This window comes from Sorangium sp. So ce385 (genome assembly GCF_051474135.1).
GTDB lineage: Bacteria > Myxococcota_A > Polyangia > Polyangiales > Polyangiaceae > Sorangium > Sorangium cellulosum_D.
The window spans coordinates 13,904,203-13,930,472 of the sequence record NZ_CP150337.1 but is presented as its reverse complement, the minus strand read 5'-3'; the positions used below and the strand labels follow the sequence as shown (position 1 = coordinate 13,930,472).

At 73.2% G+C, this 26,270-nt stretch carries 14 protein-coding genes; 4 read left to right on the top strand and 10 right to left on the bottom strand.

Annotated elements, in window-relative coordinates:
* Window positions 1-229: 229 nt before the first annotated feature.
* The 7 genes from WME83_RS51030 to WME83_RS51000 all read right to left on the bottom strand — a co-directional run bounded on the left by WME83_RS51030 (window position 230) and on the right by WME83_RS51000 (window position 12,414).
* On the bottom strand, window positions 230-2,620 hold the full coding sequence (locus WME83_RS51030; protein WP_437316964.1) for a methyltransferase domain-containing protein: 2,391 nt from the start codon (window positions 2,618-2,620) through the stop codon (window positions 230-232).
* A 104-nt stretch (window positions 2,621-2,724) separates the two neighbouring features.
* Window positions 2,725-4,014 (bottom strand): DUF1552 domain-containing protein, encoded by a 1,290-nt coding sequence (locus tag WME83_RS51025; RefSeq protein WP_437316963.1) that lies wholly within the window; start codon window positions 4,012-4,014, stop codon window positions 2,725-2,727.
* A gap of 133 nt (window positions 4,015-4,147) precedes the next feature.
* Window positions 4,148-5,476 (bottom strand): DUF1552 domain-containing protein, encoded by a 1,329-nt coding sequence (locus WME83_RS51020; protein ID WP_437316962.1) that lies wholly within the window; start codon window positions 5,474-5,476, stop codon window positions 4,148-4,150.
* A 51-nt stretch (window positions 5,477-5,527) separates the two neighbouring features.
* Complete coding sequence (locus WME83_RS51015; RefSeq protein WP_437316961.1) at window positions 5,528-7,225, bottom strand: DUF1592 domain-containing protein; 1,698 nt, start codon at window positions 7,223-7,225, stop codon at window positions 5,528-5,530.
* 635 nt (window positions 7,226-7,860) lie between these two features.
* The gene (locus WME83_RS51010; RefSeq protein WP_020742099.1) at window positions 7,861-8,403 is read right to left on the bottom strand and encodes an inorganic diphosphatase; all 543 of its coding nucleotides are present in this window, start codon (window positions 8,401-8,403) and stop codon (window positions 7,861-7,863) included.
* A gap of 232 nt (window positions 8,404-8,635) precedes the next feature.
* Entirely contained in the window at window positions 8,636-11,059 is a 2,424-nt protein-coding gene (locus WME83_RS51005; RefSeq protein WP_437316960.1) for a DUF1592 domain-containing protein, read from the bottom strand.
* Between the two features lie 59 nt (window positions 11,060-11,118).
* Window positions 11,119-12,414: a DUF1552 domain-containing protein gene (locus WME83_RS51000; protein WP_437316959.1), complete on the bottom strand. Its 1,296-nt coding sequence runs from the start codon at window positions 12,412-12,414 to the stop codon at window positions 11,119-11,121.
* 885 nt (window positions 12,415-13,299) lie between these two features.
* Between WME83_RS51000 and WME83_RS50995 the strand changes: the two genes are divergently transcribed.
* Entirely contained in the window at window positions 13,300-14,820 is a 1,521-nt protein-coding gene (locus tag WME83_RS50995; RefSeq protein ID WP_437316958.1) for a hypothetical protein, read from the top strand.
* Between the two features lie 174 nt (window positions 14,821-14,994).
* Here the strand turns inward: WME83_RS50995 and WME83_RS50990 are convergent, their stop codons facing one another.
* From WME83_RS50990 to WME83_RS50980, 3 genes are all read right to left on the bottom strand, one after another.
* A complete protein-coding gene (locus tag WME83_RS50990) occupies window positions 14,995-16,326 on the bottom strand; it encodes a phosphoribosyltransferase family protein (protein WP_437316957.1) in 1,332 nt (443 codons plus the stop codon).
* A gap of 124 nt (window positions 16,327-16,450) precedes the next feature.
* Entirely contained in the window at window positions 16,451-17,890 is a 1,440-nt protein-coding gene (locus WME83_RS50985) for a DUF6882 domain-containing protein (protein ID WP_437316956.1), read from the bottom strand.
* A gap of 289 nt (window positions 17,891-18,179) precedes the next feature.
* Entirely contained in the window at window positions 18,180-20,159 is a 1,980-nt protein-coding gene (locus WME83_RS50980; protein ID WP_437316955.1) for a DsbA family protein, read from the bottom strand.
* Between the two features lie 208 nt (window positions 20,160-20,367).
* Between WME83_RS50980 and WME83_RS50975 the strand changes: the two genes are divergently transcribed.
* From WME83_RS50975 to WME83_RS50965, 3 genes are all read left to right on the top strand, one after another.
* The gene (locus WME83_RS50975) at window positions 20,368-21,651 is read left to right on the top strand and encodes a GNAT family N-acetyltransferase (protein ID WP_437316954.1); all 1,284 of its coding nucleotides are present in this window, start codon (window positions 20,368-20,370) and stop codon (window positions 21,649-21,651) included.
* A gap of 78 nt (window positions 21,652-21,729) precedes the next feature.
* Entirely contained in the window at window positions 21,730-24,591 is a 2,862-nt protein-coding gene (locus WME83_RS50970) for a DUF4175 family protein (RefSeq protein ID WP_437316953.1), read from the top strand.
* 77 nt (window positions 24,592-24,668) lie between these two features.
* Window positions 24,669-26,159, top strand: coding sequence for a hypothetical protein (locus WME83_RS50965; protein WP_437316952.1), 1,491 nt, complete (start codon window positions 24,669-24,671; stop codon window positions 26,157-26,159).
* The last annotated feature ends 111 nt before the right edge of the window (window positions 26,160-26,270 follow it).

Sequence of the window (26,270 nt, the reverse complement as noted above, 5' to 3'; positions counted from 1 at the left end):
CGTCCAGGCATCAGGCAGCTGGAACGCAATCGACATCCGCGCTCGGAGCGCGTCCTGCGCTCATCCGCGGCTCGATAACGAGGGTCTGTTTCGCGCGCCGGCGCGGCGCGCAGGCGATCGTCCGCCCGCGACAACCCGAGATCGCGCCCGATCGCTCCCCGAAATATCGTGATGAGAGGACCCGATACGCGCCTGCCGTCGGCTCACCCGCCCTGCAGCGAGGAATCCATCACTGCGGGCGCGGCGGCGAGAGCGCGGCGCCGAGCGCGTGGGCCGCGCGCAGGGCCACGACCCGCAGGTGACCGTCGGGCAGGTGCTCCCGCCCCGCCACCAGCGCGGTCAACGGCACCCAGTGAAGCCGCCGAAGCGAAGCGGACGCAGGCGCGGCCGGGAGCGCGGCGACCGACGGGGACGTGGCGGCCGACGGGGCACGCGGCGCCTCCGCGGCCACCCCGGTGACCACGAAGGCGATGGGATGGACGAGCTCCGGCGTCAGCCCTGCCGAGGGGCGGTAGGCGCCTCCGAGCTCGACGGCCTCGCCCGCCTCGACGCCGTACTCGACAAGGAGCCGCGCCCGCACGAAAGCCTCGGCCTCCGCGAGGGTGCGCGCGCTCCGCGGCAGCCGCCACGCCGGCGCGACCAGGAGCTCGCTGTTGCCCGAGAAGCTCTGGGCGGCGGGCAGGTCGTGGTCGTCCACGCCGAGCACCACCTCCCCCGACGGCGCGCGCGCGAGCAGCGCGGTCGAGACGGTCAGCGCGCCGAGCGGCCGCGGCACCACGTACTCGAGCTCGCGCGCGGCCACCACGGCGCCGCCCTCGGCCAGCTCCTCGAAGCGCGCCCGCCGCACCTCGAGGAACCCGGTGCTGGCGCCCGAGTCCACCCGCGCGTACCGCCGGCGGCTCGGGCGCTCGAGCAGGGCGCGCAGCGACGTCGGCTCCACGACGGCCACCGCGCCGCCGCCCCCGGTCGCGATCGCGGCGCCCGCCGCGCCCGCTCCGGGCGGCGCGGCGGGCCCCTCGGGGAGCGCGATGTCGTCGCCGATCCACGGCCCGAACGGCAATCCGAAGCGCGCCAGCAGGTCGTAGACGTTCAGCTCGAGCCGCGCGTCGGGCAGGCCGCCGACCTGCGCGGCGCGCAGCAGCTGGCGCGCCTCGATCGCGCGGATGCGGCCCGAGGTGCCGAACCCGGAGACGTCCTCGGAAGGCGCGTTCACGAACGAGGGCTCGACCTCCACGAGCATCGAGCGCACCTCTTCGAGGATGCCGCCGGGCGACGGGTAGTACGTCGTCCCCGGGATCATCCGCTTTATCGCCTCCGCCCGCACGCCGGCCGCGCGCCCGAGCGCCCGCTCGACCGTGTGGCCGACCGGGAACTCGGTCTGCACGACCGCGATCGGCTCGGCCAGGTAGTCGGCCGGGCCGCTGCCGTCGAGGGGGGGCGTCTCCTCGCGGCAGGCGCGCGCGATCGGACGCGGGTAGCTCGTCCTCGCCAGCACGTATGCCGTCTCGCCGGCGAAGAAGAACGGCACGATGTCCAGCGTGGGGTGGGGCCGCGCCGCCAGGTCGAACACCCGGCCGGTGTCGCGATCCTGGTGGTGCTCGATCCGCAGGAACCGCGGAGGGCCGTCTGCCGGCCGGAGCCGGAACGCGACCCCCTGCCCGGCCTTCACCTTCTCGCCGACGATGAGGTAGTTCGTGGGCGGATACGGCAGCCGCGCGCCCGCGGCGTCCCGCAGCTCGAAGCGGCCGGCGAACCGGTTGCGCACGATCCACGGGTTGCGCAGCGGCGTGGACGACAGCACGCGCAGCCCGAGCCGGGCGAAGAGGGCCTCGAACTGCGCTTGCGAGAAATAGGTGTACTCCTCCTTGACCTCGGCTTCCCAGTCGGCGCGGTAATCCTTCCGCAACACGAACTCGACCGCGTGCTTGTGGGCGAGCCGATACCGCCGCCACCCGGGGCGCAGCCCGGGAAGCGCGCCGGCCGGCCCGGGGGAGAGCCGCTCCAGCGGGAAACCTGGCTCGGGCGACAGCGATCGAAACTCGCCGGCGAACCGCTCGAGCAGCGCCGCGGTCGAGGCGCTGCGCGGGTCGGGGCCGTCGTCGCCGTCGCCCGTGGGCACGTCGAGCAGCACCGGCTCCGGCCCCGGGTCGACGAAGTCCCGCACCACCAGCACGCCGCCCGGCGCGAGCTGCTCCACCTGCGCCGAGAGCGCGTCCGCGGCGTTCGCGTGGCGATAGCCGCCGTACGAGGTCACGTGGTGCAGCACCGACGAGTCGAAGATCCCGTCGAGGCTCTCGGGCGGGAAGACCGCCGTGGCGATGTCGCCCAGCTGGAAGCTGAGGTTCGGGTGCCGGTGAGCGCGGCGCGCGAGCTCGATGACCGTGGGATCGATGTCGACGCCGATCACCTCGAGGCGCGGGTAGAGCTGCGCCAGCGCGGCGCTGCCCTGCCCCGAGCCCATGCCCATGTCGGCGACGCGGCCCTCGCACAGGAGGTGCGCGGCCGTGAGCGCGACCTTCTGGCGCATGGACGCGTCCATCGCGGACAGGTACCGCGCGTACGCGGACAGGTCGTCTCGCCGTTGATCCGCCTCGTACCCCGCCGCCGCGCTCGTCGTCATGGCTCACGAGTGTACGCCGGGCGCGGGGCGCGGAAAGACCGCACCGCCGGCGCGGTCACGGGATGGCGGCGGCGCCCGCGCCGGGGCGCCGCGCGCCGGCCGCCTCAGGTGGCCGCGAGGCCCGGGAGCGGCGACTTGGCCGGCAGGTTCGGATCGCCGAAGCCGCTGAAGTCCGTGACGCCCATCGCGTCGCAGAGGCTGAGCAGCACGCGCTCGTGCCGCTCGGAGCTGTGCACGTAGCGCCCGCCGGGGCTCGTCTTCAGATAACCGCCCTCGCCGCTCGCCAGGACGAACTTCATCTCGTTCTGGTTGTGGTTCGGCGAGTCGCCCATGTCGCGGCACCAGGCGATCAGCGTGTTGTCGAGGAGCGTCCCGGAGCCGTCGGCCTCGGGGATCGCCTTCAGCTTGTTGATGAGATCGACGAACCGCTGCGCCAGCCACTTCTCCAGCTTGATCAGGTCGAGGTGCGCCGGAGCGCCGGTGTGGATCATCGAGCCGTGCTCCTCGCCCCGCAGCCCGATGTCTGGCAGCTCGACGTTCATGGCCTGATCCGAGCCCCACTGGATCGCGGCGACCCGCGTGATGTCGCACGCGAACGCGCCGACGATGAGATCCATGTGCAGGAGGTTGGCCTCCAGCGGGTTGCTCGGGTCGCCGCTCGGCGCCGTCGGCGCGCTGCAGGCGCCGCCTCCGCCGGACGACGCGTTCGACAGCCGCTCCTCGATCTGCCGGATCGAATCGAGGTGCAGCGCCAGCTTGTACTTCTGCTCGGCGCCGAGGTTCCCCTCGAGCGTCTTGATCTCGTTCTTCAGGTTGTCGAGCACGCTCCTGCGGCGGCGCAGCACCTCGTCCGAGGTGGTGTTCGACGGGATCGCCGAGCCGAACAGGGTGGAGTAGGCGGACTTCGGGGACGCGATCGTCGGCAGGTTGTCCTTGCGGTAGTACGGCGACTTCCCGCCGCTCACCGTGCTCTCGGCCCCGAGCAGGAGCGAGGGGAAGGTCGTCTTCGTCCCGGCGGCGATCAGCTTGTCCGCGATGAACTGATCGACGGAGATCTGCTTGGTGGGGTCGGTGAAGCCGAGCCCGGTGAGGCCGTCGGGGGCGCCGTGGTTGTTCCCGGGGTTGCCGCTGGGGAGGCCGTCCACGAGCACGACGTGCTGCTTCACGTCCGCGAGCGGCGACGTGGACTCGCTGAACGTCGGGGTCTCGCCGGAGACGCTCGTGGGCTTCCAGATCTGGGGCGCGGTCCCCATCGTGCAGAACAGGAGGAGCCGCTTCGGCTTCTTCCCGGGCGCCGCCTGGGCGATGGAGTCGAGGAACGGCGTGAACAGGAAGCTGGCCCCGGCGCTGGCGCCCAGGCCCTTGAGAAAAGCTCGACGATGAAGGCTGCGCATGAACGACCTTTCGCTCGCTACCGATTTTCTTGGAGCTTGCTGGCGCGCCGCGTGACGGAGCGCGGTCCGGAGCCGCCGCGACAGGCGCGTGGGGGCGCGCCTGTCGCGGCGGGGGGGCTCGCGCCCCCTGGTGTCAGGTAGCCGCCAGGCCCGGGAGCGGCGACTTGGCGCCCAGGGCCGGATCGCCGAAGCCGGAGTAGTCCGTGACGCCCATCGCGTCGCACAGGCTGAGCAGCACGCGCTCGTGACGCTCCTGGCTCCGGATGAACCGGCCGCCCGGCGCGGTCTTCAGGTAGCCGCCGGTGCCGCTCGCCAGGACGAACTTCATCTCGTTCTGCGTGTGCGCCGGCGCGTCGCCCATGTCGCGGCACCAGGCGATCAGCGTGTTGTCGAGGAGCGAGCCGGAGCCGTCGGCCTCGGGCAGCTCCTTCAGCTTCTTGATGACGCCGACGAACTGCTCGTGCAGCCACTTCTCGAGCTTGATCAGCTTCGCGTGCCCGGGGTCGTTGCCGTGGATCAGGCCGTTGTGCTCCTCGTCCGCCAGGCCGATCTCCGGCAGGTTGACGTTCATCATCTGATCCGAGCCCCACTGGATCGCCGCGACGCGCGTGATGTCGCACGCGAAGGCGCCCACGATGATGTCGAGATGAAGCTGGTTGGCCTTCATCGGGTTCGACATGTCGCCCGAGGGGCTCGTCGGGACGGTGCAGGCGCCGCCGGTGGGCCCGCCGGGCCCGCCGGTCATCGAGCCCGAGAGCCGGTTCTCGATCTGGCGGAGCGACTCGAGGTGCAGATCCAGCTTGAACTGCTGCTCCTGGCCCAGGTTCCCCTTGAGCGCCGTGATCTCGCCCTTGAGGTTGTCGAGGATGCTCTTGCGCCGGCGCAGCCGATCCTCGGCGGCGGGGTCGGTCTGGTTCGGGTTCGTCGGGTTCGACGGCGTCACCCCCGAGAACACGGTCGAGTAGGCGGACATCGGCGAGCCGATCGGCACCAGGTTGGTGTTCTTGTAGAACCCCGTCTTGCCGCCGCTCGTGTCGGCGCCGAGCAGGAGCGAGGGGATGGGGGTCGCGAGCCCGGCGCCCTTCAGCTTCTCGACGATGTACTGGTCGACCGAGATCAGCCCGTAGGGGCCGTTGCTGAAGTAGCCCATCCCGGTGAGGCCGTCGGCGGACCCGTGGTTGTTGCCGGGGCTCCCGCTGGGGAGGCCGTCCAGCATCACGATGTGCTCCTTGACCTCCTCCAGCGGCGAGGTGGCCTCGCTGAACGTGGGGGTCTCCCCCGAGACGCTCTTCGGCTTCCAGACCTCGGGGGCCGTCCCCATGGTGAAGAAGATCAGGAGCCGCTTCGGCTTCTTCCCGGGAGCCGCGTTGGCGATGGAGTCATAGAAGGGCGAGAACAGCAGGCTAGCCCCGAGGCTGGCCCCAACACCCTTAAGGAAGTTCCTACGACTGTGGCTGCGCATGACCGATCCTTTCACTTGCTACCGATCTCTTCGTTGTTTGCAGCCGTGGGGTCACGGACCTTGAACTCTGCGGGTGAAGTGCGGCGTGCGCGTCAGCGCGAGCCACACGCTCTTCAGGCGGTACTCGTCGGCCGACGCCTCCTGCTGGACCTTCTCGTACGTGCAGCCGTCCTGCTCCCAGGTGTCGCCGAACGCGTAGTACGACCAGTAACGGACCATGCACGCCTTGACGTCGTCGCTCGCCGCGAGGTAGTCGGCCAGCTCGGTCACGCCGCTGAAATTGAAGTCATCCCCGGAAGGCGGCTCGACGATCGTGCCGGTCACGTCGACGGGGATCCCGTTCTCGTCGTTCCGCCACCGGCCGAACGTGTCGTAGTGCTCGAAGCCGACGCCGATCGGGTCCGTCTTCACGTGGCAGGCGTGGCAGAACTCGACGCCCGCATGCTGCTCGACCATCTGGCGCGTGGTCGCCGGGGTCTCCAGGGGCTTGATGTTCGGATCGACGCCGGGCGGCGGCGGCTCGAGCGGCTGGCAGAGCAGGCGCGTGCGGACCATCTTGCCGCGCTGGGTCGGCGAGGACAGCTTCGCGCCGCCGTGCCCGGTCAGGAAGCTGCCGTGGGCCAGGAGGCCGCGATCGCGCTGCCCGGGGGCGAGCGTCACCCGGGTGAGCTCGGTGCCGCCGGCGCCGCCGAGGCCGTAATGCGTGGCCAGGCTGCTGTTGATGAACGTGTAGTCCGCCTGCAGGAGGTTGGCGAACGTGCCGTTCAGGTTGAAGGCGGTGTCCACGATGAGCGCCTGCGTCTCGGACATCATGTCCTTGCGCAGATCGTCGCTGAGGTTGAAGACCGTGTTGTCCTTCACCGCGGTGACCAGGCGGTTCAGCTGGAGCCAGCCGCGCATGAACCGCATCATCTCCGCCTCGGCGAGCGGCCGCGTCGACGGGTCTTCCAGGATGCGCAGCGCGTGCTGGGTGATCAGCTCGCTGCTCAGCGTGGTGCCCGCGGCGGCGGCCTCGTCGGCGGCCTGCAGCAGCGCCTCGTCCGGCATGGTCCCGGTCAAGAGGTACGAGAGGTTGCTCGCGATCTCGTGCGGGCTGAGCTCGTAGATGCCGCCGCCCGCCTCCCTGCCGATCTCGTGGCGGTACAGGAAGTACGGCGACTGCAGCATGGCGCTCACGACCACCTTGGCGCCGTCCTCGAACGTGCCCTCCGCCCCGAACAGGCCGTCGTAGGCCAAGAAGCGGTCCTCCGGGAGCGGCTCGCGGAACGCGCGGCGGCCGAAGTCGCGGATGAACTGGCCGCGGCAGGCCGCGTCGGTCGTCCGGCAGGTGGCCGAGGTGAGGGTGTCGAGCTTGTTCGTCACCGCCCAGTCCGCGGTCGCCTCGGCCCAGTCCATGATCTGCTGGGCGGTCAGGTCGCGGATCACGAGCGCGTTCGCGTCGGCCGTGAACCCGAGCACCTGCGGATCGTTGAAGATGCTCGGCAGGGCGACGCTCGGATCCCGGAAGAGATCGCGCACGGTGGCCTCGAACTGGTCCACCGTCAGGCGCCGCACCGTGCGCGGGCCGGGGGTGCTCAGGTCCTCGACCTCGCACTCCGACACCTTGGGGATGTCGTGGGGCTGCGGCGGCGGCTCGTCGATCGGCGGCTTATCGTCCGGAGTGTCGCTCGGATCGTCCTCGGACGGGGTGCCGTCGACGTTGCCCAGATTGCCCAAGCAACCGAGCGGGCCGGCGAGGAGCAGTGCCACTGCGGAATAGCGGCGACACGCCTTCGCCGAAACTAAGCTCTTAAGCGTGCTCATCATTGCTTGAGAAAAGCTGATGTCTCTCATGTTGTCAAGCCCCGATCAAGCGGTGTCGCCTTGATAACTCACGAGCTCACGTGATTTCCACGTGCCCTGACTCGATTCGTCGGTTGGTTGATTCAGCGCTTCTACCTGTCTCCGCAGGCCTCATCGTTCACAGGATCGTCACAGGACCGAGTTCGCTCTCCAGAGAGGGAGTCTCGCTCGACGCAGAGCGTCGAGCCGATTCACGATGTCGTACGCCATGCGGGCGAGCTCGACCGGCCCGAGAACCCAGAGCCGAACCGGAGCCGCTGGATCGCCAGGCGCGCCTCGACCTCGGGTTCCGCGGCGAGCTGCTGAGCGAGCTCGCCATTTCCCGTGAGTGTCGAAAAGCGATCCACGGCGAGATGAAGTGCAACCCCTGTGCCGCGTCGTCCCCCGATGCCGACCCGGGGCCGACCCGGGGTCCTGGGCCATTTTCTGGATTTTTTCGGAGTTTTTGCCGGGGTGGACGCGGGAAAGTCCAGGAAGCGTGATCCACCCCGGTCGCGATCCATCCATGCTCATCGGTGACCGGGCCCCCAGCCCGGGCCGCGTCAGCCCTTGGACCAGGCGCTGATCGAGCGATAGCTGGCGACGGACTCCTCGATGACCTCCAGGGCGCGGTTCCTGTCGTACATCGTCTCGACCTCGGCGAGCTTGTTCTCGAGCGTCTTGTAGTCGATGAAGAATCGCATGAGCTCCTTGGTCACATGCGGGGGCAGCTCCTCGTGGGTCAGATAATGGGCCACGGACGGGTCGTCGACGGCGACCGCGATGATCTTGTCGTCGACCCCCTTGTCGTCGCGCATGAAGAAGCCGCCGATGGCGCGCGCCCTCACGATCGTGAGCGGCACGACCGGCTCCTGCATGAGGACGAGGACGTCGAGCGGGTCGCCGTCGCCCGCGTGCGTCTGGGGGATGAAGCCGTAATTGGCCGGATAATGGACGGACGAGTAGAGCACGCGGTCGAGCATCAAGAGCCCGGTCTTCTTGTCGAGCTCGTACTTGCACTTCGACCCCTTGGGGATCTCGATCACCACGGGAAAGAAATCGTGCCGGCTGTCGGGAAGCAGGATGTCGTGAAGCGGATGGGTCATTGAGGCGTCCTGGGCTTTCGCCCCGCCCTGGGTGTGGACGAGGGGCGCGCAGGATAGCAGAATTCCAGGCAAATTGGCGCGCCACGTGGCGCCCGCCACGCTCGCCGGGCGCGCCATCATTCTGTGACGCGCGTGATACGCATGACGCGCGCGCGGGCGCGCGGCCGAACGCCATCCCCTGACGCGCGGCCGCGCACCATCCCCTGACGCGGCGGCGGTGCGCCGCCGCGGCTCACTCCCGCCAGCAGAACCCGAAGCGCGCGGACGCCCCCGGCAGGAGCTCGGCGTTGTAGCTCATGCCGGAGAACTTCACGCCGGCGTTGCCCGCCTCGGCCACGGCGTTCCACACGTCGGTGGGCGTGCCGTCGGTCTGCAGGGTGACCACCCAGGTCGCCGGCGCGTCGCCCACGTTGGTGACGTCGACCGACTTGCAGCCGCCGCCGTCCCACACCGTGTCCACGGTCTCCTTGACGTCGAAGTCCGAGTTCACCGGCGGCGGGTCGTCGTTGTCGGTGCCCGACGGCTCCTCCTCGCCGCCGCCGGGATCCTCCGACGGATCCGGCTGCGCCGCCGCCTCGTCGAGGCGCCTCATGAAGCGCGGCGACTGCGCGATCGCCTTGATGACGCCCGCGACCGTGAGGTTCTCGGGCCCGAGCTGGCCGGTGATCTGATCCGCCATGCAGGAGAGCTCGGCCTGGTCCATGGCGCCGAAGCCGAAGCGGAGCCACTGGAGGGTGAAGCACGCCTGCGCGTCGGGGCTCTCCGCGAGCTTCTGGGCGAGCTCTCCGGTGCCGTCGAACGGGCCGCTCGTGCCCTCCGCCCCAACGATGTTGCCGCTCGCGTCGACCGGGTGCCCGTCGTCGGTGTCGCGGTAGCGGCCGACGCCGTCGAAGTGCTCGAAGCCGAAGCCGATCCCGTCGATGAGCGAGTGGCAGCTGCCGCACGCCTCGTTGTTGGAGTGCTCGAAGAAGCGCTCGCGGGTCGACTTCGTGGGATCGGGCTGGGGCGGCTTGACGTCGAGCCCCGCGGGCGGCGGCGGCAGCGGCTGGCAGAGGAGCTGCTCGCGCACGAACTTGCCGCGGTGCACCGGCGACGACTCGCCGGCGTGCGCGTGGGTGCTGAGGACGCTGCCGAGCGTGAGGATGCCCATCCGGTTCGACCCGGTGAGGTCGACGCGCGTCGTGCCGTACTGGTCCGCGGCCCCGCCCGGCGCCGGGAGCCCGTAGAACGACGCGAGCTCCGGGGTCACGTAGGAGTAGTTCGCGGTGTACATCTCGCTCAGCGCTCCGGAGCCATCCCGGAGGAGGTGGTGCACGAAGGCCGCCGTCTCCTTCTCGATCGCCTGCCGGATCTCCTCGGTGTACTCCGGGTACGCGGTCATGTCCTTCGACGGCTTGGCGCTCAGCTGGAGCCAGGTCCTGAAGAACCTGAGGACGCCATCGTCGGCCCGCGGATCCTGCATCATCCGGTCGACCTCGGCGGAGATGGCCGCCGCCGTCGCGAGCTCGCCCGACTCCGCCTTGCTGAGCAGCTCGTCGTCCGGCATCGAGCTCCAGATCATGTAGGAGAGCTGAGACGCGATCTCGTGCGGCAGGAGCTGGTACGTGCCGTCCTGCGCGGCCACGCCGAGCTCCGGGCGATAGAGGAAGTACGGCGACTGGAGCGCGGCGGCGATCATCGCCTGGATGCCCCCGGCGAAGCCCTCGTCGGCCTTCACGCTTCTGTAGAGCTCCATGTACCGCGATCGGTCCTCTTGCGTGAGCGCCCGGCGGAAGGCGAGGCGCCCGAAGCGCTCGAAGAACTCGGTCGCGCACGCGTCGTCCCCGGTCTCGATCGGACAGGGGACGAGCGACCCCGGCGCCGCGGCCACCTTTGCGGCGATGTCCTCGGCGGCGTCCCGCATGAGCTGGACGTCGGCCCCGGCGTAGAGGAGCGCGTCGGCGTTGTTGTCGAACCCCTCGACGTTCGCGTCGGTCGGGAGGATGTAGCCGGTCGTGTCGACGCCGAGGAGGTCGGCCACGGTCCTGTCGAACTCGACGCGCGACAGCCGGCGCAGGACGCGCCGCCCGGACACCATGTTGGGCTCGCAGGCCGTCGGCTGCTCCTCGCACCCCTCGCCCAGGTTGACGCGGTTCACGAACTTCTCGAAGGACTGGTATTCCTCGCTCTGGAACGGGATGAGCGCGCCGCCGGCGTGGCCGTCGGGGTGCCGTCCGGAGGGGCGCAGGAGGAGCGTCGACTCGCCGTTCACCTCGAGCGCGGCCATGGCGCGCACCGCCTCGAAGTTGGCCTGCAGCGCCTCGTCGGTGCCCGAGGTGTCGAACACCATGCGGGTCCCCTTCGCGAGCCCGCTCTCGGTGTGGCAGACGGTGCACTTCGAGGACATGATCGGGTCCCAGAGGTTCGCCTTGAAGAACTCGATGTTGTCGGCGCACCCCGAGTCGAGCGAGCCCGTGTCGTCTCCGCCGTTCGTCTCGTCGCCGCCGCCGAACATGCCGTTGCAGCCGGCGCCCGCGGCGCCCAGCGCGGCGCACGAGAGCAGGAGCGCGTAGCCGAGGCGCGGAGTCCGCCGGCGCCGCGGGGGGTCGCTCGCCGGCGGGGGCCGGGAGACGGACGCGTCCGCCGTGTCGAAGGGTCCCTTCGCGTGTGTGTTCATAAGCTTGTTCCTCGTAATCCCAAGTGCTTTCGTTGGACGGACCTGCGGACGACCGCGCGTCACGCGAGCCCGTCCAGGGGGCCGGTGCCCTTCGAGGCGTCGCCGAAGGTGCTGTTGCTGAGGCCCATGGCCTGGCAGATGGAGACCAGGAGCTGCTGGTGGGGAGCGCCGCCGAACTTGACGTAGCGGCCGGGCGTGAAGGCTCCCCCGCCGGCGAGGACGAACGGGACCGACTCGCACCGGTGCAGCGGCGCGTCGCCGAGCTCCTTGGCCCACACGACGAGCGTCTCGTCGAGCAGGGTGCCGCCGCCGGAGCCGGCGGTCGACTTCAGCTTCTTGAGGAGATAAGCGAACTGCTCGGCGAACCATCGCTCCGCGATGCGGAACCTGTCGACGTCCTCCCCCGAGCTCGCGTGCGAGAGCGAGTGATGGTCCTGGCTGGACAGGCCGAGCCACCTGAGGTGCAGCGGCGAGACCGTGTGAGAGAACTGGACGGTCGCGACGCGGGTCCTTCCGCAGGCGAGCGCCGCGGCGACGAGGTCCATCTGCGCGACGGCGATGTCGGGGACGGCGTCCTCGTCGGTCGGGTTGAACGAGGGCGGCGGCGGGGGCGCCGTGCCGCAGCTCGCCGCGACGGGGCCGGCGCCGGTGCTCGCGCCGGGCGCGATCTGCTTGAGGCCGTCGATGTGCGCGTCGAGCTTCGCCTGCTCGCGCGCGGGCACGCCGGCGCGCAGCGCCTCCATCTCGCCGTTCGTGACGCGCAGGATGCTCTGCCGGCGCTTCATCTTCGGATCGATCTCGCCACCTCCCGTTCCGGTCGAGCCGGAGTTGCCGGTGAAGCCGTCGAAGATCTGGTTGTAGGCTGTCCGCGGCTCGTCGATCACGGGCGCGAACTGCCCCGCCGCGCTGTAGGACATGCGGGTCTGGGCGCCGGTCCCCCACGGGCTCGTGTAGATGCCGAGGTTGACCGGCCGGACGCCGAGCTCCTGGGCGACGTACCAGTCGACGCTCTGGCCGCGGCTCGCGCTGCCGGCGTTCCCGCCGCCCGTGAGCATGTTGATCATGCCGGGCTCATGGTTGTCGACGCCCTTGAAGTCGATGCCGTCGCAGATGATGAGATCGGACTTGTGCGCTGCGAGCGGCTCGAGGATCGAGCCCGCAGGGAAAGAGAAGCTCGATCCCGAGCCCGTCGGGCGCCAGAGGTGATGATGGGTCCCGTTGGGTGAGAAAAAGATGACGAGATTGCGCGCAGTACCACCGTCGGCGCGAAGCTGGCTCATCCTCCCGAGGAACGGAGCGGCGAGGAGACCAGCGCCCAGGCCGGCGGCGAAGCGACGTCGGGATATGCGGTTCATGCGAGCGCGCTTTGCAGACGCCGTGCCCGCGAGGCGATCAGCGCCTGAGCACTCGAATTCATCGCGCTCGCGAGAGTGCCACATGTCGCCTGAACCCGGAGCGGTTCAGGGCGCGGGATCCAGTTGATTTCGAGGATGATCCTGGACCGGAACGAGTTCGGCGAGCATTCGGCACAATGCGTGAGCCTCTGCGGCATAGCACCGGATTCGCCGCGAAACGCGCGACGCAGGCCTTCATGCAGCGTCGGATATTCAAGACACGTGCCGCGGACGTCCGGAAATGCCTGAAGGGATCTCAGCGCCGCGCCTGGTAATGCCTGGCACATTCACGCAGAGAGAGCATCACGAGCGCGCCAGGAACGCCGGGAGGAGTCATAATTTTACCCTCCTGGCATCCTTTGTTGTACCTCGGCCGCTCGACATCTCCTCGCCTCCAGGATAGGACGGCACAGCGATGCTCGTCCGTATCCGATCCGGTCACACGGAGATAAAACCGCCAGGACGCCAGGAGAAATCCTTCATTTTATCTTCATGACATCCTCTGCGCGCTGGCGGACTCAACATCTCCTCGCTCGAGCGCAGCGGCGCGGCGAGCTCGGCAGTGTCCGGCGCGGTGACACAGAATCAGCCCGCGAGGACGCCACGATGTTGACCCCTTCTTCCTCTGGCCCTTCTTCTGGCGTCCTTGGCCCCTCGGCGGCTCAATCGCTCCCCGTCCGAGCATCGCAGAGAGACGGCGAACGCCGCGCCGGCGCCTTCCGGCCCGGCGCCGCGGCCGCGCGCGCGCCGCCCGCGCGGAGCGCGTCCCGGGATGGGCAGGAGGCGCCGCTCGTGCGATGACCTAGGGCCGCACCGCCGGGGTAGACCTCGCCCGCGGGCCTCCAGATGGCTGTAGCGCTCCCCACGAGACCGTGCCCCGCGCACGCCCCACCCGGGCGGCGGGAGCGCGCGCCCGCGCCGCGCCGGCCGCGGCGCAAGGCCCCCTGCGCGCTCGCGCTGCTCGCGCTGGCCGCCGCCCTCGGCGGCCCCCCCGCGGCGGCAGCGCGCGCGCCGGACGCGGCGGCGGACGCGGCGCCGGCCGGTCCGCCGCCGCCCGCGTCGGGCGCGCAGCCCGCCGCGCCCGCCGACGAGGCCGCCGACCCGCCGGCCGAGGGCCGCCCCGTGGTCTCGCCGGTCCAGCGCCCCGACGAGCGCGACGCCCCGCAGCGCGCCTGCTCCTTCGCGCTGCCCGTCTGCGCGCACGCGCCCGCGGGCGTCCCCGGCAGCGCCCTCCTGGAGAGCCTCGCCGACCTCGAGGCCGCGATGCGCGCCTACGACGCGCTCGGCCTGCCGCGGCCGCTCCCCGACGGGGCGCGCGGCGGCAGCCCGGCGTACGACCTCTACCTGGAGCGCGGCCCGCGCCGCCCGGCGCGCGTCGGGCACGACCTCAGGGCGATCGGCGAGCGGTTCGACGCCGCGAGCGCGTTCGCCATCGTCGCGGCGCCGGGGCGGGGCGGGTGCTCGAGCGCGTCCGACGCGGCGTACGCGCTCGGCCACGCCGTCGCGACGCGCCTCGACGCCGGGGCCGAGGAGGGCGCGCTCGCCATGGCGGCGAGCTACCTCGCCGCGATCGCGGCGCCCTGCCCGGCCGAGGAGCTCGCCGCGATCGACGCCTTCCAGCGCGCGCCCGAGCGGGCGCTCACGGGCGCGGCGCTCGGCGCCCTCGACGGCGCCCTGCTCTTCCCGTGGTACCTCGACGACGCCTACGGCGCCGGGACGCCGGCGCAGGTCGCGATGTCGCTGCTCGCCATCGCGGCGCAGCCCACGCCCGGCGGCGCGGCGCGCTTCCGCGCCGAGCCCGACACGTTCGACGCGCTCCGGGCGTCGCTCCGGTCCCGCGGCAAGGACCTCGACGACCTGCTCCTCGAGTTCGCGATCGCGCGGGCGTTCGTGGGCAGCCGCAGCGACGGCGCCCACCTGTCGGACGTGGCGCGCTTCGGCGACTTCGGCCGGGTGCGCTTCGAGTGGTCGCTGCCCTACGCGACGCTCCCGCGGCGGGTCGCCCCCCTGCGCCCGATCGAGCCGACCGGCGCGACCTACCTCTGGCTCGATCTCGCCGCGGAGGGCGCGGCCGGCGGGCCGGACCTCGAGGCGGCCGAGATCACCCTCGTGGCCGACTGGGAGCTGCCCGCGCTGTTCCGCTGGGCGATCGTGAAGGTCGACCGGCAGGGCGCCGAGGCCGGCCGCGTCGAGGTGGCCGGCATCTTCGGCGAGAGCCGCGCGCAGCGCACCGTGGTCGGGCTCGACGGCCTCGCGGGGCTGCTCATCGTCGGCGTCAACGCGGGGAGCATGATCCGGAGCCGCCCGTTCGACCCCGACGACGCGCCGTTCATGCCGCACGCGTACACGGTCTGGCTGTCGAGGTGATCGCGGCGTCGCTCGACGTCGACAGCGCGCCGGCCGGCGGCGGGCAGTGCTCAAAAGTGAGCATGAAGGCGGGAAGGCGAGAAGAAAAGATCAATGATCTTCCTGCCTTCCCGCCTTCATGTGAACTCTCTCCGGGCAAATTTGAGCACTACCCGGCGGCGGCGGCCCTCCGCGTCACGCCCGCGCCTCGTCGCCCCTCGGGGACAGGTGCTGCGCGAACCACTCCCCCGCGAGCCGGGCCACCGCCGCGAGCGCGCCCGGCTCCTCGAAGAGGTGCGTCGCGGAGGGCACCACCGCGAGGCGGCGCGGGCCGGCGAGGCGCTCGAGCGCGCCCTGGTTCAGCGCCAGCACCGCGGTGTCCGCGCTGCCGACGATGAGCAGCGTCGGCGCCCGCACCCGCGTCAGGGCCGCGCCAGCGAGATCCGGCCTGCCGCCGCGCGACACCACGGCGCCCACGGCGCGAGGCCGCGCCGCCGCGGCGACGAGCGCGGCCGCGGCGCCGGTGCTGGCGCCGAAGTAGCCGACGCCCAGGTGACGGAGCTCGGGGCGCGCGAGCGCCCAGTCCGTCACCCCGAGCAGCCGCCGGGCGAGCAGGTCGATGTCGAAGCGGAGGCCAGCGCTCGAGCGATCTTCCGCGGCCTCCTCCTCGGTGAGCAGATCGAACAGCAGCGTGGCCAGCCCCCACCGCCAGAGCGCCTCCGCGACCGAGCGGTTGCGAGGGCTCCTGCGGCTGCTGCCGCTGCCGTGGGCGAAGAGCACGAGGCCGATCGCGCGCTCCGGGATCGCGAGATCCCCGGGCAGCGCCGCCGCGCCCGCCTGGACGAAGAGCGGCCGCTCCGCGCCCTCGGGCGGCGGCAGCTCGCGCCGCGCCTCCGCGAGCAGCCACGCGACCGCGTCGTCGGAGGTCTGCGAGAAGTCCTCGTAGTAGGCGCCGATCGCCTGGAGGCCGGGGTCCTCCTCGATGCAGGCGATCGAGTCGACCTCGCGGGCGAGCGACGACAGGCTCGACGGCGCGGCGACCGGCGCCGCGAGCACGAGCCGCCTCGGCGAGCGCTTGCGCAGGTCGCGCAGCGCGGCCCGCACCGTGCCGCCGGTCGCGATGCCGTCGTCCACGACGATGACCGTCCGCCCCTCGACGCGGGGCATCGGCCTGTCGCCCCGGAACCGGCGCACCCCGCGCTCCACCTCGGCGGCCTGCTGCTCCGCGATGTCGGCCAGCTCCGCGTCGGCGATGCCGAGCACCGCGACGAGGCTCCGGTCGATGTACACCTCGCCCCCCTCGGAGATCGCGCCCACGCCGAGCTCCGGCTGCCCGGGCGCGCCGAGCTTGCGCACGATCCACACATCGAGCGGCGCGCCCAGGGCGCGCGCCACCTCGTAGCCCACCTCGACGCCGCCGCGCGGCAGGGCGAGGACGAGCGGCGCCTCGCTCCTGTACCCCGAGAGCAGCTTCCCCAGCCTGCGCCCGGCGTCCCTGCGATCCTGGAACAGCTTCGCTCGACCCATGGCCGCCTCCCCTCACCTCCGCTCCCTTGGATCGTGGTGATCTTTCAAGAGCGGTGCCGCGCGGAGCGCGCGGCAGGGGACGCGCCGGCGCGGGCTCAGCCGCGCGGCGCGCCGCGGCGGACCGTCAGCCGAACAGGCTCCACTCGTCCTCGATGAGCGAGAGGGCGTTGATCAGCTCGATCGCGAGCTCGCGATCGAGCCACTCGTCGACGCGCTGGCCGGCCGCGACCGCGCTGAAGCACGCGCGCGGGATGCGCTTGGCGAGGTGCATCAGGCAGGAGCCGGTCCGATCGAGGCGCGCGACCCAGTCGGTGTCGCGGTACGCGTACCTGGCCTGGTGGAACAGCGAGTCGCTGAGCGCGGAGATCCTGTCGCGGATGACGTCGGCGGGCTCGGCGCGCGACGCGATCGCCTCGCGGACCTCGCCGATGGCGCGCAGCACGAGGCCGACCGGCGCGCCGGGGTGGAACGAGGGGCGCTTCGGCGAGAACGTGAGATCGTCGAGCGCGACGAAGTACCAGGCCTGCGGCGAGGACACGCGGTAGAGGTATGCCGCGCCGCAGGCGTCGGCCGCCCTCATCGCGATCTGCCAGGCGCCCTCCTCGTCGACGCTGTCCTGCTCCGCGGGCATTCCATCGATGCGCTCGACGCCCGCGCTGCTGACGAGCGGGTCCGCCCACGCCATGACGACGACCGACGTGGTGCGCGACCAGCTGCACAGGAGGCGCGCCCTCGCCTCGGCGGAGACGCGGCCGCCCGGCGCGATCCAGACGAAGCGCCCGTCCTTGAGGTCGGCGCGGTGCTCGTGCTGCGAGGCGCCGTGCTCGGCGAGCTGCTGGAAGAGCGCCTCGCCCCGCGCCGCCCAGCGCTGGGCGAGCGCCTCCTCGGCGCTGTCGGACGGCGTGTCGTCCCAGTCGAGCTCCGGCGGCCGGGGCGGCGAGAGCTCCGCGTCGTCCGCCTCGCTCGCGGGCTCTTCGCTGCGGGGTCGCCGCTTCGGCGGCGCCGCGCGCGCGTGCTCGTCGGCGCGCGCCCTCGCGGGGCGGAGCCTCGGCGCCGCCGGCCGCTCCGTCGCGGCGCCCTTCCTCGCCGCCGGCCGCTCCGTCGCGGCGCCCTTCCTCGCCGCCGGCCGCTCCGTCGCCGCGCCCTTCCTCGCCGCCGGCCGCTCCGTCGCGGCGCCTTTCCTCGCCGCCGGCCGCTCCGTCGCCGCGCCCTTCCTCGCCGCCGCGCGCTCCGTCGCCGCGCCCTTCCTCGGCGCCGCCGCGCGCTCCGTCGCGGCGCCCTTCCTCGGCGCCGCCGAGCGCTCCGTCGTGGCGACGTTCCGCGACGTGGCCGATCGCTTCGCCGGCGCGGCCGACCGCGCGGCGGCTGCCTTCGCCTTCCCGGGCGTGGCGCGCGCGCTGGCCGTCGGCCGCTCGTGCCTGTCGCGAACCGCGGCCGGCGAGCCCGCCTCGGCGACGCCGCGCTGGCCCGCCTTGTCACGAGGCTGCGCGCGCGCCCGCCCGCTCGATGCCTTGACGGTGCGCCTGGGTTCGGCCGATGTCCTTCGACCGCGCGGTTTGGGCATTGGGACAGCGTATCACGAGCTCGGCGGGCGATACCGACAGACGCGCCCCGGGAAACGCGCATGTCGAACGGAAAGGCGGTCCAGGTCCACCGCGCGCCGCGCCCGGGAGCCCGCACTCGAGCGCTCCGCCGCGGCGCCCTTCACCCGAGCTCGCACCCCGCGCCCCCGCGCGCTCACGCCGCCTCCGGCGCAGGTGCGTTTGCGTTCAGCGCCCGTCGTTCTTGCGTTTTGCTTTGCGTTTTTGCTGTGCGTTTTTGCGCCCAGTTGCCTCTGTTTGCGTCGCTTGCGCTCAGTTCGCCTCGCTGAGGGCCCGGCGCACGACCTTCTTGAATTTCCTGAGCGGTTGGGCTCCGCTGACCAGGTAACCGTTGATCACGAACGCCGGAGTCCCGGTGATGCCGGCGCTCCGCGCGGCCTCCGCGTCGGCCTCGACGGCGGCACGGTGGGTGCGCTCGTCGAGGGCTCGGGCGAAGCGCGCCGCGTCGAGCCCGATGCTCGCGGCGTGCTGCTCCAGGGCCGCGCGATCGAGGTTCGCGGCGTCATGGGCCTTGAAGAGCCGATCGTGCATCTTCCAGAAGCCGGCCTGCCCCTGCTGCGCGAGCGCCTCCATGGTCGCTTCGGCGGCCAGCTGCGCTTCGGGGTGGAAGGGGAGCGGCAGGTGGCGAAAGACCACGCGGACCTTGCCCGGGAACGCCTTGATGAGCTCATCCATCGTGGGGACGCTGCGCGCGCAAAAAGGACACTGGAAGTCGGAGAACATCTGGATGACCACCTTGCCGGCGGCCGCCCCCTTGGCGGGGTGGCCCTTGGGCGGCGGCGGCACGGACACCTTCGGCGGGGGCGCCGGCGGGACGGCCTGCTTCTGGATGGCCTCGTAGACCTTCGCGCGCGGCGTCCCCGCCACGACCATCGCCTCCGCCTTGGCGATCTCCTCGTCGATGAGCGCCTGGAACTCCTCGATCGGCTGCGCGCCGACCAGCCTGCGCCCGTTGATGAAGAAGTGCGGCGTCCCCGAGGCGCCGAGATCGTCGGCGAGCTCCATGTCGGCCTCGATCGCGGCCGCGTGCTTGCGCGAGGCGACGGCGCGCTTCGCCGCCGCCACGTTCAGCTGGAGCTCCGCGGCGAGGGCCTCGAGCGCCGCGTCGTCGAGGCTGGCCTCGGGCGCGAGGAGGCGGTCGTTCGCCCGCCAGAAGGCCGCGTCCCCCTTCTGGGCCCGCGCCTCCCGCGCGAGCTCCGCCGCGGGCTCGGCGCGCGGGTGGAACGGGAGCGGGTTGTCCTTCCAGACGACGCGCAGCTTGTCGCCGTACTGCGCCGCGAGCTTCTCGACCGTCGGCGTCACCCGCCTGCAGAACGGGCACTGGTAGTCGCTGAACAGCACCATCGTGACGAGCGCCGTGTCCTTGCCGCGCACGGGCGAGTCGCCGACGGGCACGAGGTGCACCACCCGGCGCTCTTCCTCCTCCGCCGCCTCCTCGGGATCCGCGGCGGGCGCCGCGAAGTTCTTCGCCGCGAGCGCCGCGTAGATCTGCTCCGGCGGCGTCCCCCCGGCGCGGAGCGCGCGCGCCGCGGCGAGCTGCGCGTCGATGACCTCGGCGAACCGCTCCGCCGGCTGCGCGCCGACGACGAGGACGCCGTTGATGAACGACGCCGGCGTGCCGTCCACGCCGAGCCGCGCGGCGAGCGCCATGTCGGCGTCGACCTTCCGCGCCGCCCCGCTCCGCTCGACGAGCTGCTTGACCTGGCCCGGCGTCACCCCGGCCCGCCGGAGCGCCGTGGCTTCGAGCTCCGGCGAGAGCCGCTCGTCCGCCCCGAAGATGGCGTCGTGAAACGCCCAGAAGGCGCCGGGGCCGGCGTGCGCGAACACCGCCATCGCCGCCTCGGCGCTCGGGCGAGCCTGCTTGTGGAAGGCGAGCGGGAAGTTCTTCCACACGATCCGCAGCTGCTCCGGGCCGTAGCGCCGCTCCAGCTGCCGCAGCGTGCCGCCCAGGTGCTTGCAGAAGGGGCACTCGAAATCGGAGAACACGACGATCGTCACGGGCGCGAGCCGGCTGCCGCGCGCCGGATCGGCGCGGGTCACCGGCACCGGGCCCGGGTCGCCCTCCGCGACCATGAGCTCGTCGAGCGACGGGCGCGCGGCGGCCGCGCCCGTCGGCTGCGCGGCCTTCGCCGGCTGCGGCGCGCCCGGGGGGGACGGCGGGCGCGCGGAGCTGCAGGCCAGGGCGAAGATCAGCGAGAGCCAGGCGACGGCGGCGAGGGCGCGGCGGAGCATCGCGCGAGTGTACTCGCGTTCCGCGATGACGCCGGCCGTCGCCGCGCGGCCTCGCTGCGCCCGGCGCGGAACGCGTCCGCGCGGTCGCCCGCGGGAGCGGCGAAGCCCACGGATGCGCCGGGCCAGGCACGATTGACGCCCTCGCCGCCTTCGGCCATGACGGGCCCGGCGCGCCGCTCGGCCGCGCCAGGAGAGCGCACCGGAAGCCATGGAGAAGGTCTACAGCGCCGCCCGCGTCCAGCCGGACGAGCACAGGGACGTCCTCGCGCAGCTCTGGAAAGAGAACCTCGCCCACGGCGAGGTCTCGCAGGAGTTCGTGGAGCGGCGGATGCGCTGGTTCCAGGAGCAGAACCCGGCCGGCCCCCCGCGGACCTGGATGGGCTTCCACGGCCCGGAGCGGGCGATCATCGGCAGCGGCTCGTTCTACCCGCGCGACGTGTACGTCAGCGGGCGGAAGCTCAAGGCCGGCGTCCTCGGCGATTTCGGCGTGACCAAGGCGCACCGCATCGCCGGGGCCGCCATGAGCATCCAGCGCGAGCTCGCGAAGGGCTGCCGCGACGCCGGGGTCGACTTCCTGTTCGGCTTCCCCAACAAGGCCTCGTTCCCGATCTTCCAGCGCGCCGGCTACAAGAAGATCGCGGACTCCACCATCTGGGTGCGGCCCCTCATGGCCGCCTACAAGCTGAACGAGCTCGCGGCCTCGTCGGCCGGGGAGCAGCAGAGCACCGTGAGCGCGGTGGTGCAGCGGGTCGCCGAGCGGGCCGCCTCGGCGGTCCCCCACCCCCGCTGGCGCGCGCTCTGGGAGCCGGCGGCGCCGGGCGCCCCCGCCCCCCTGACGCAGGCGCTGTCGACGGCCGCCGAGCGCGCCGTGCAGCGGGCGACGGTGAAGCCGGACAACGCCCTGGTGCGCGCCGCCGGGCGCGCCGTCGACGCCTCGATGGCGCTCCGGGACGCCGCGGCGCTGCTCGCGCGGGGCAGCCGCGTGCGCACCGAGCTCGTGGACGCCGCCGACCACCGCTTCGACGACCTGTGGTCGCGGGCGAAGCCGTCGCCGATCGTCGGCGAGCGGAGCGCCCAGTTCCTGAACTGGCGCTACGCGCAGCTCGGCAACGTCCGGTACCGCTTCTTCTGCATGCTCGACAGGCACGACGGGCGGCTGCTCGGCTACGCCGTCTACTCGGTGCGGAACAACAAGGTCGAGATGACCGACGTGTTCTGCGAGGACAGCGGCCCCCTGCTCGACGCCCTGCTCCTCGAGTTCTGCCGGGCGATGCGGCGCGAGGGGCACGTCTCCGTGGGGATGCTCCTCGTGACGCCGCCCGCGCTCAGCGCGCGCCTGCGGGCGCTCGGCTTCTTCTCGCGCCCCCACCCCCCGAGCGTGGGCTCGCGGTGGCTCATCGTACACCTCGACCCGAGCTTCCCGGACGAGCTGCGGCGCGTGCTCCTCGACCCGGACAGCTGGTTCATGACCGACGGCGAGCTCGACGTCTGACCGCCCGGGCGCCCGCCCCCCGGAGGATCCCACCGATCCGCTGGACCCCCTCCCGCCGCCGGTTACCCTTGCCTCTCCATGGATAACGAGGCGCCGGCCCTGTCCATCGCGCGGCTGCGCTCCATCTGGGACGCGGAGGTGGATCCCTCCGCGCGGCGCGCGCTCACCGCCGCGGCCTTCGCGGGGCTGTTCGGCGCGGCGCACGTGGCGCGCGTGGGCTCCCCGCTCGCCCGCGGGCTCGCCGGCGCCGGCCTCGCGCTGCTGCTCGCGGCGATCGTCGCGCGCGTCGTCCTCGCGCGGCGGCGGCGCGGCGACGCCCGGCGCACCGTGCGCGAGATCGTCGGCCGCACGGACGAGGCGCTCGGCGCGGCCACCCTGCGGGCGCTCTCGCTCGTGGATCGCGCCGCGGTCGACGATCGGGTCGGGTCGCCGGAGCTCGCCGGCTTGCACCTCCGGCGGCTGCTCGGCCGCGCCTCGCGGGCGCGCATCCTCGCGCGCGCGCAGCGGTCGGCCGCGCGGTGGGCGAGCGCGGGCCTCGCCCTCGGCGTGGCGGCGCTCGCCGCCGCCGCGATCGATCCGCCGCGCGTCGTCGAGGGGCTCGACGTCCTCGCCGCCCGCGGCGGCGAGGCGCCGCTCGATCTGCTGTGGCTCGAGGAGGTCGAGATGACGGCCACGCCGCCCGAGTACCTGCACGAGGGCGCCGAGGTGCTCCTGCCGTTCGCGACGACGATGCAGCCGCGGGGGACCGTGATCACGGTGCGCGGCCGCCCGATCCGCGCAGGGCGCGCGCTCGTGCTGACCGACGGCGGCGCCGAGGTCCCGTTCGTCGACGACGGCAAGGGCGGCGTGATCGCCCACTGGACCCTCGGCGACTCGACGACGCTCCAGGCGGCCGCGCGCTTCGGGCAGGTCCGCGTCCGGCAGGCCGACGCGCAGCGCGTCGTGTCGATCCCGGACGACGCGCCGCGCGTCACGCTCGAGGGCGCGCCGCGCACGGTCAGGCTCCTCGACGAGCCCAGCATCCCGCTCCGCTACGAGATCACCGACGATCACGGCCTGCGCGAGGTCGACCTCGTCCTGCGCGCAGGCGCGAAGGAGGAGCGGCGGGTGCTCTCGCGGCCGGCGGGGGACGCGAGGATCGACCGCGGCGGCTACGAGCTCAAGGCGCGCGATCCGTTCTTCCGCAGGACGTACGTGCCCATCGAGGTGCGGATCGAGGCGCGCGACAACGATCCGATCGAGGGCCCGAAGTGGGGCAGGAGCGAGGCGATCGTGGTCATCCCGCCGCAGGTCGGCGAGCCCGAGGCGCGGCGCTACGCCGCGCTCGCGAAGGCGCGCGACGCGCTCACCGACCTGCTCGCGGACCGCATCGGCCAGCGGACGCCGGAGGCGGGCGGCGCCGCGGCGCACGCGGCGCACGAGGCCGAGGCGCAGGCGACCGCGAAGGCGGAGGTCGAGCGCGCGCTCTCCGCCGACTACGGCGGGCTCCGGGTGCGGGGGCGCGTCGCGTCGCTCGCGCGCGGCCAGCTCGCCCGGCTCGACGCGGCGCTCGCCGCCGAGCGGAAATCGACCACCCGCGCGGCGCACCAGAAGCTGCTCGACGAGACCGAGGGCGTGCTGCTCGCCTTCGACGCCGGCCTGCGCGGCCTCGGCGTCCGGGACGCCCGGGCCGTCGCGCAGCGGCTCGCCGACGTCGCGGACGAGGCCGCGGCCGCGGCCGAGCTCCTTCGAGGCGGCGGCGACCGCGAGGGCGGCGAGGTCCGCCTCGAGGCGGCCGTCACCGTGCTGGGCGGCGGGGGCGCCGAGCTGCGCAAGCTCGGCGAGCTCGGCCTCGATCTCGGCGAGATCGTCGCGAGCGATCTGCGCAGGGTCGCGCGCGCCCGCGGCGCCGGCGACTGGGCGCACGCCGAGCTCGCGGCGCGCGACCTCGCGGCGCGGCTCCGGCGGCCGGATCCCTCGTTCGGCGGCGGCGGCCGCGGCGGGGTGGAGTCCGGGGCGCCGCGCGGCGGGCCCGATCCCGGGGAGGCCTCGCGCGCCGACGAGAGCGTCGCGCAGAGCGAGCGGGAGCTCGAGGACCTCGCGCGCGATCACGCCGCCGAGACGAACGCGGTCGCCGAGGAGCTCATGCGCGCCTCGCGGCCCGAGGACGTCGCGGCGCTCCGCGAGGAGGCGAAGAAGCGCGCGGAGGCGATCCGCGAGGCGGTGCAGGAGCTGCCGCAGCCCGGCGGGGCGCCGGGATCGGCCGAGTCCGCCGCGGCGGCCGGCAGGGAGCAGGCCGAGGCGATGGCCGGCGCGCTGGAGCAGGGCCGCCTCGAGGAGGCGGTCGAGAGCGGCCAGGGCGCGGCGCGCTCGCTCGGCGAGGCGAAGCGGCTCGGCGCGCAGGGCGGCGGCTTCTTCCCCGAGGAGCGGGCCGGCCGCGAGGCGGGCGAGGCGCAGCAGGCGCTCGCCCGGGAGCTCGCGTGGGCCGAGGAGGCGCTGCGCCAGCTGCGGCAGGCGGCGTCGGAGCGGGCTCGGGAGGGCCTCGCGCGCTCGAGCCAGCGCGAGGGCTCGCTCGCGGATCGCGCGCGCGAGCTGCGCAGGCGGGGCGAGCAGGGCGACGGCCGGATGCCGGAGGAGATGCTCGAGCGCCTCGAGGAGGCCGAGCAGGCGATGCGCGACGCCCAGCGCGCCCTCTCCGAGGGGGAAGGCGAGCAGGGCAACGAGCGCCAGCGCGACGCGCAGCGGCTGCTCGAGATGTCGCGCAGCGACGACCAGAGCCAGGACGGCGACGCCGAGTCGGAAGGGAGCAGGGACATGGCGAGGAAGGCCGACATCCCGGACAAGGACAAGCACAAGGGCCCCGAGGAGTTCCGCCGGCGCGTCCTCGAGGGGCTCGGGAGCGCCTCGGAGCCGCGGCTGCGCGAGGCGGTCAAGCGCTACGCGGAGGGGCTCCTGAAATGACGCGCGCCGGCGCTATGGCGGCCCCGGCGAGGGCCCCGCGCGGGGCGACGGCGCTCGCGAGGCGCGGCCTGCGGGCAGTGGTCCTCGCCGCGCTCGCGACCGTGTCGGCGACCGCGTCCGGCCGCATCACGGTCGGCGACCTCGATCGCGCGGCGCGGGCGCGGGCCGCGATCCTGGAGATCGACGCCCCGGCGGCGCGGGGCCTCCTCGAGGGCACGGATCCCGCCGATCCCGCGCTCGCGCTCGAGCGCGGCCGGCTCGCCATCTACGAGGGCGACTGCGACGCCGCCGCGGCGATCCTCGCGCGCCCCGATCTCGCGGCGACGGCGGAGGGCGCGGCGCTCGGCGACATCGCGCGCGGCTGCGCCCGCGCCACCGCGGCGACGGTCGTCGTGAACGACGAGGCGCGCGGCGTGTGGGTGCGGCTCCAGGACGACGACGATCGCGCGCTCGTGCCGCTGCTCGTCGAGGTGGCCGCGAAGACGCGCGACGTGCTCGCGAAGGACCTCGGGGTCGAGCTCCTCCGGCCGCTGCGGATCGATCTCGTCCGGGATCAGTTCACGCTCTCCGCGATGACGGGCCTGCCCGAGGACGCGGCGCGCACGACGGGCACCGTCGCCATCGCCAAGTGGGGGCGGGTGACGATGCTCTCGCCGCGCGCGACGCCGAACGGCTACCCCTGGCTGGACACGCTCGCGCACGAGATCACGCACCTCGCGCTCTCGCGCGGCACGCGGGACAACGCCCCGCTGTGGCTGCAGGAGGGCGTGGCCAAGCGCGAGGAGGTCCGCTGGCGCGAGCCCGACCCGCTGGACGACGTGCCGTCCGCGGACGCGGTCGCCCTCCTCGGCATCCAGAAGGGCCTCGGGCGCCCGCTCGACAAGATCGGCCCCTCGATCGCGATGCTCCCGAGCGCGGAGGAGGCGGCGATCGTGTTCGCCGAGGTCGCGAGCTTCATCCGGTACTGGACGAGGGAGGCGGGCGACACGGCGCTGCCCGAGCTCGTGCGCCGGCTCAAGGACGCGAGCAGCGACGCGGATCTGGAGCGGGCGATCGCCGACATCTCCGGCGCGGATCTCGCGGCCTGGGACCAGCGGTGGCGCGCCTACCTCGCCACGGTGCCGGCGAGCGTGCCGCCCGACCTCGCGCCGGGCGGGGACATGCCGCACCGGCAGGAGGTCGCCAAGCGGGTGCGGCTCGGGCAGCTGCTCCACGATCGCGGCCACCACGCCGCCGCCTCGGTCCAGCACGCCCGCGCGCAGGCGCTCGCGCCGCACGAGCCGGCGGTGCGCTGCTTCCTCGCCGCCGCCCTGCTGGCCTCCGGCGAGCGGGCGAGCGCCGCCCCGCTGGTCGAGCGGGTCGAGGACGTGAACAGCCGCCACGGTCGGTGGTGGTCGCTGCACGGCCTGCTCCACGGCGGCGCCGACGGAGGCAGCGCCTTCTCGGCGGGCGTCGCGCTCGACCCGCTGAGCCCCGAGGTGGCCTGCGAGGAGAAGCTGCCGCCGGAGCTCCCCAGCGACCCCACCCGGTCGGCCCTCTGCGAGGCCGCGCGCCGCAGGGCGCGCTGATCAATCGACCGCGAGGCGAGGAAAAACCGCCGCTCGACGCAATGGCGTGCGCTCGCCGGTTTCCGCGCGAGCGCGCGCGCTCCGGCTTCCGTCGCGCTGGAGCGCGCTCCT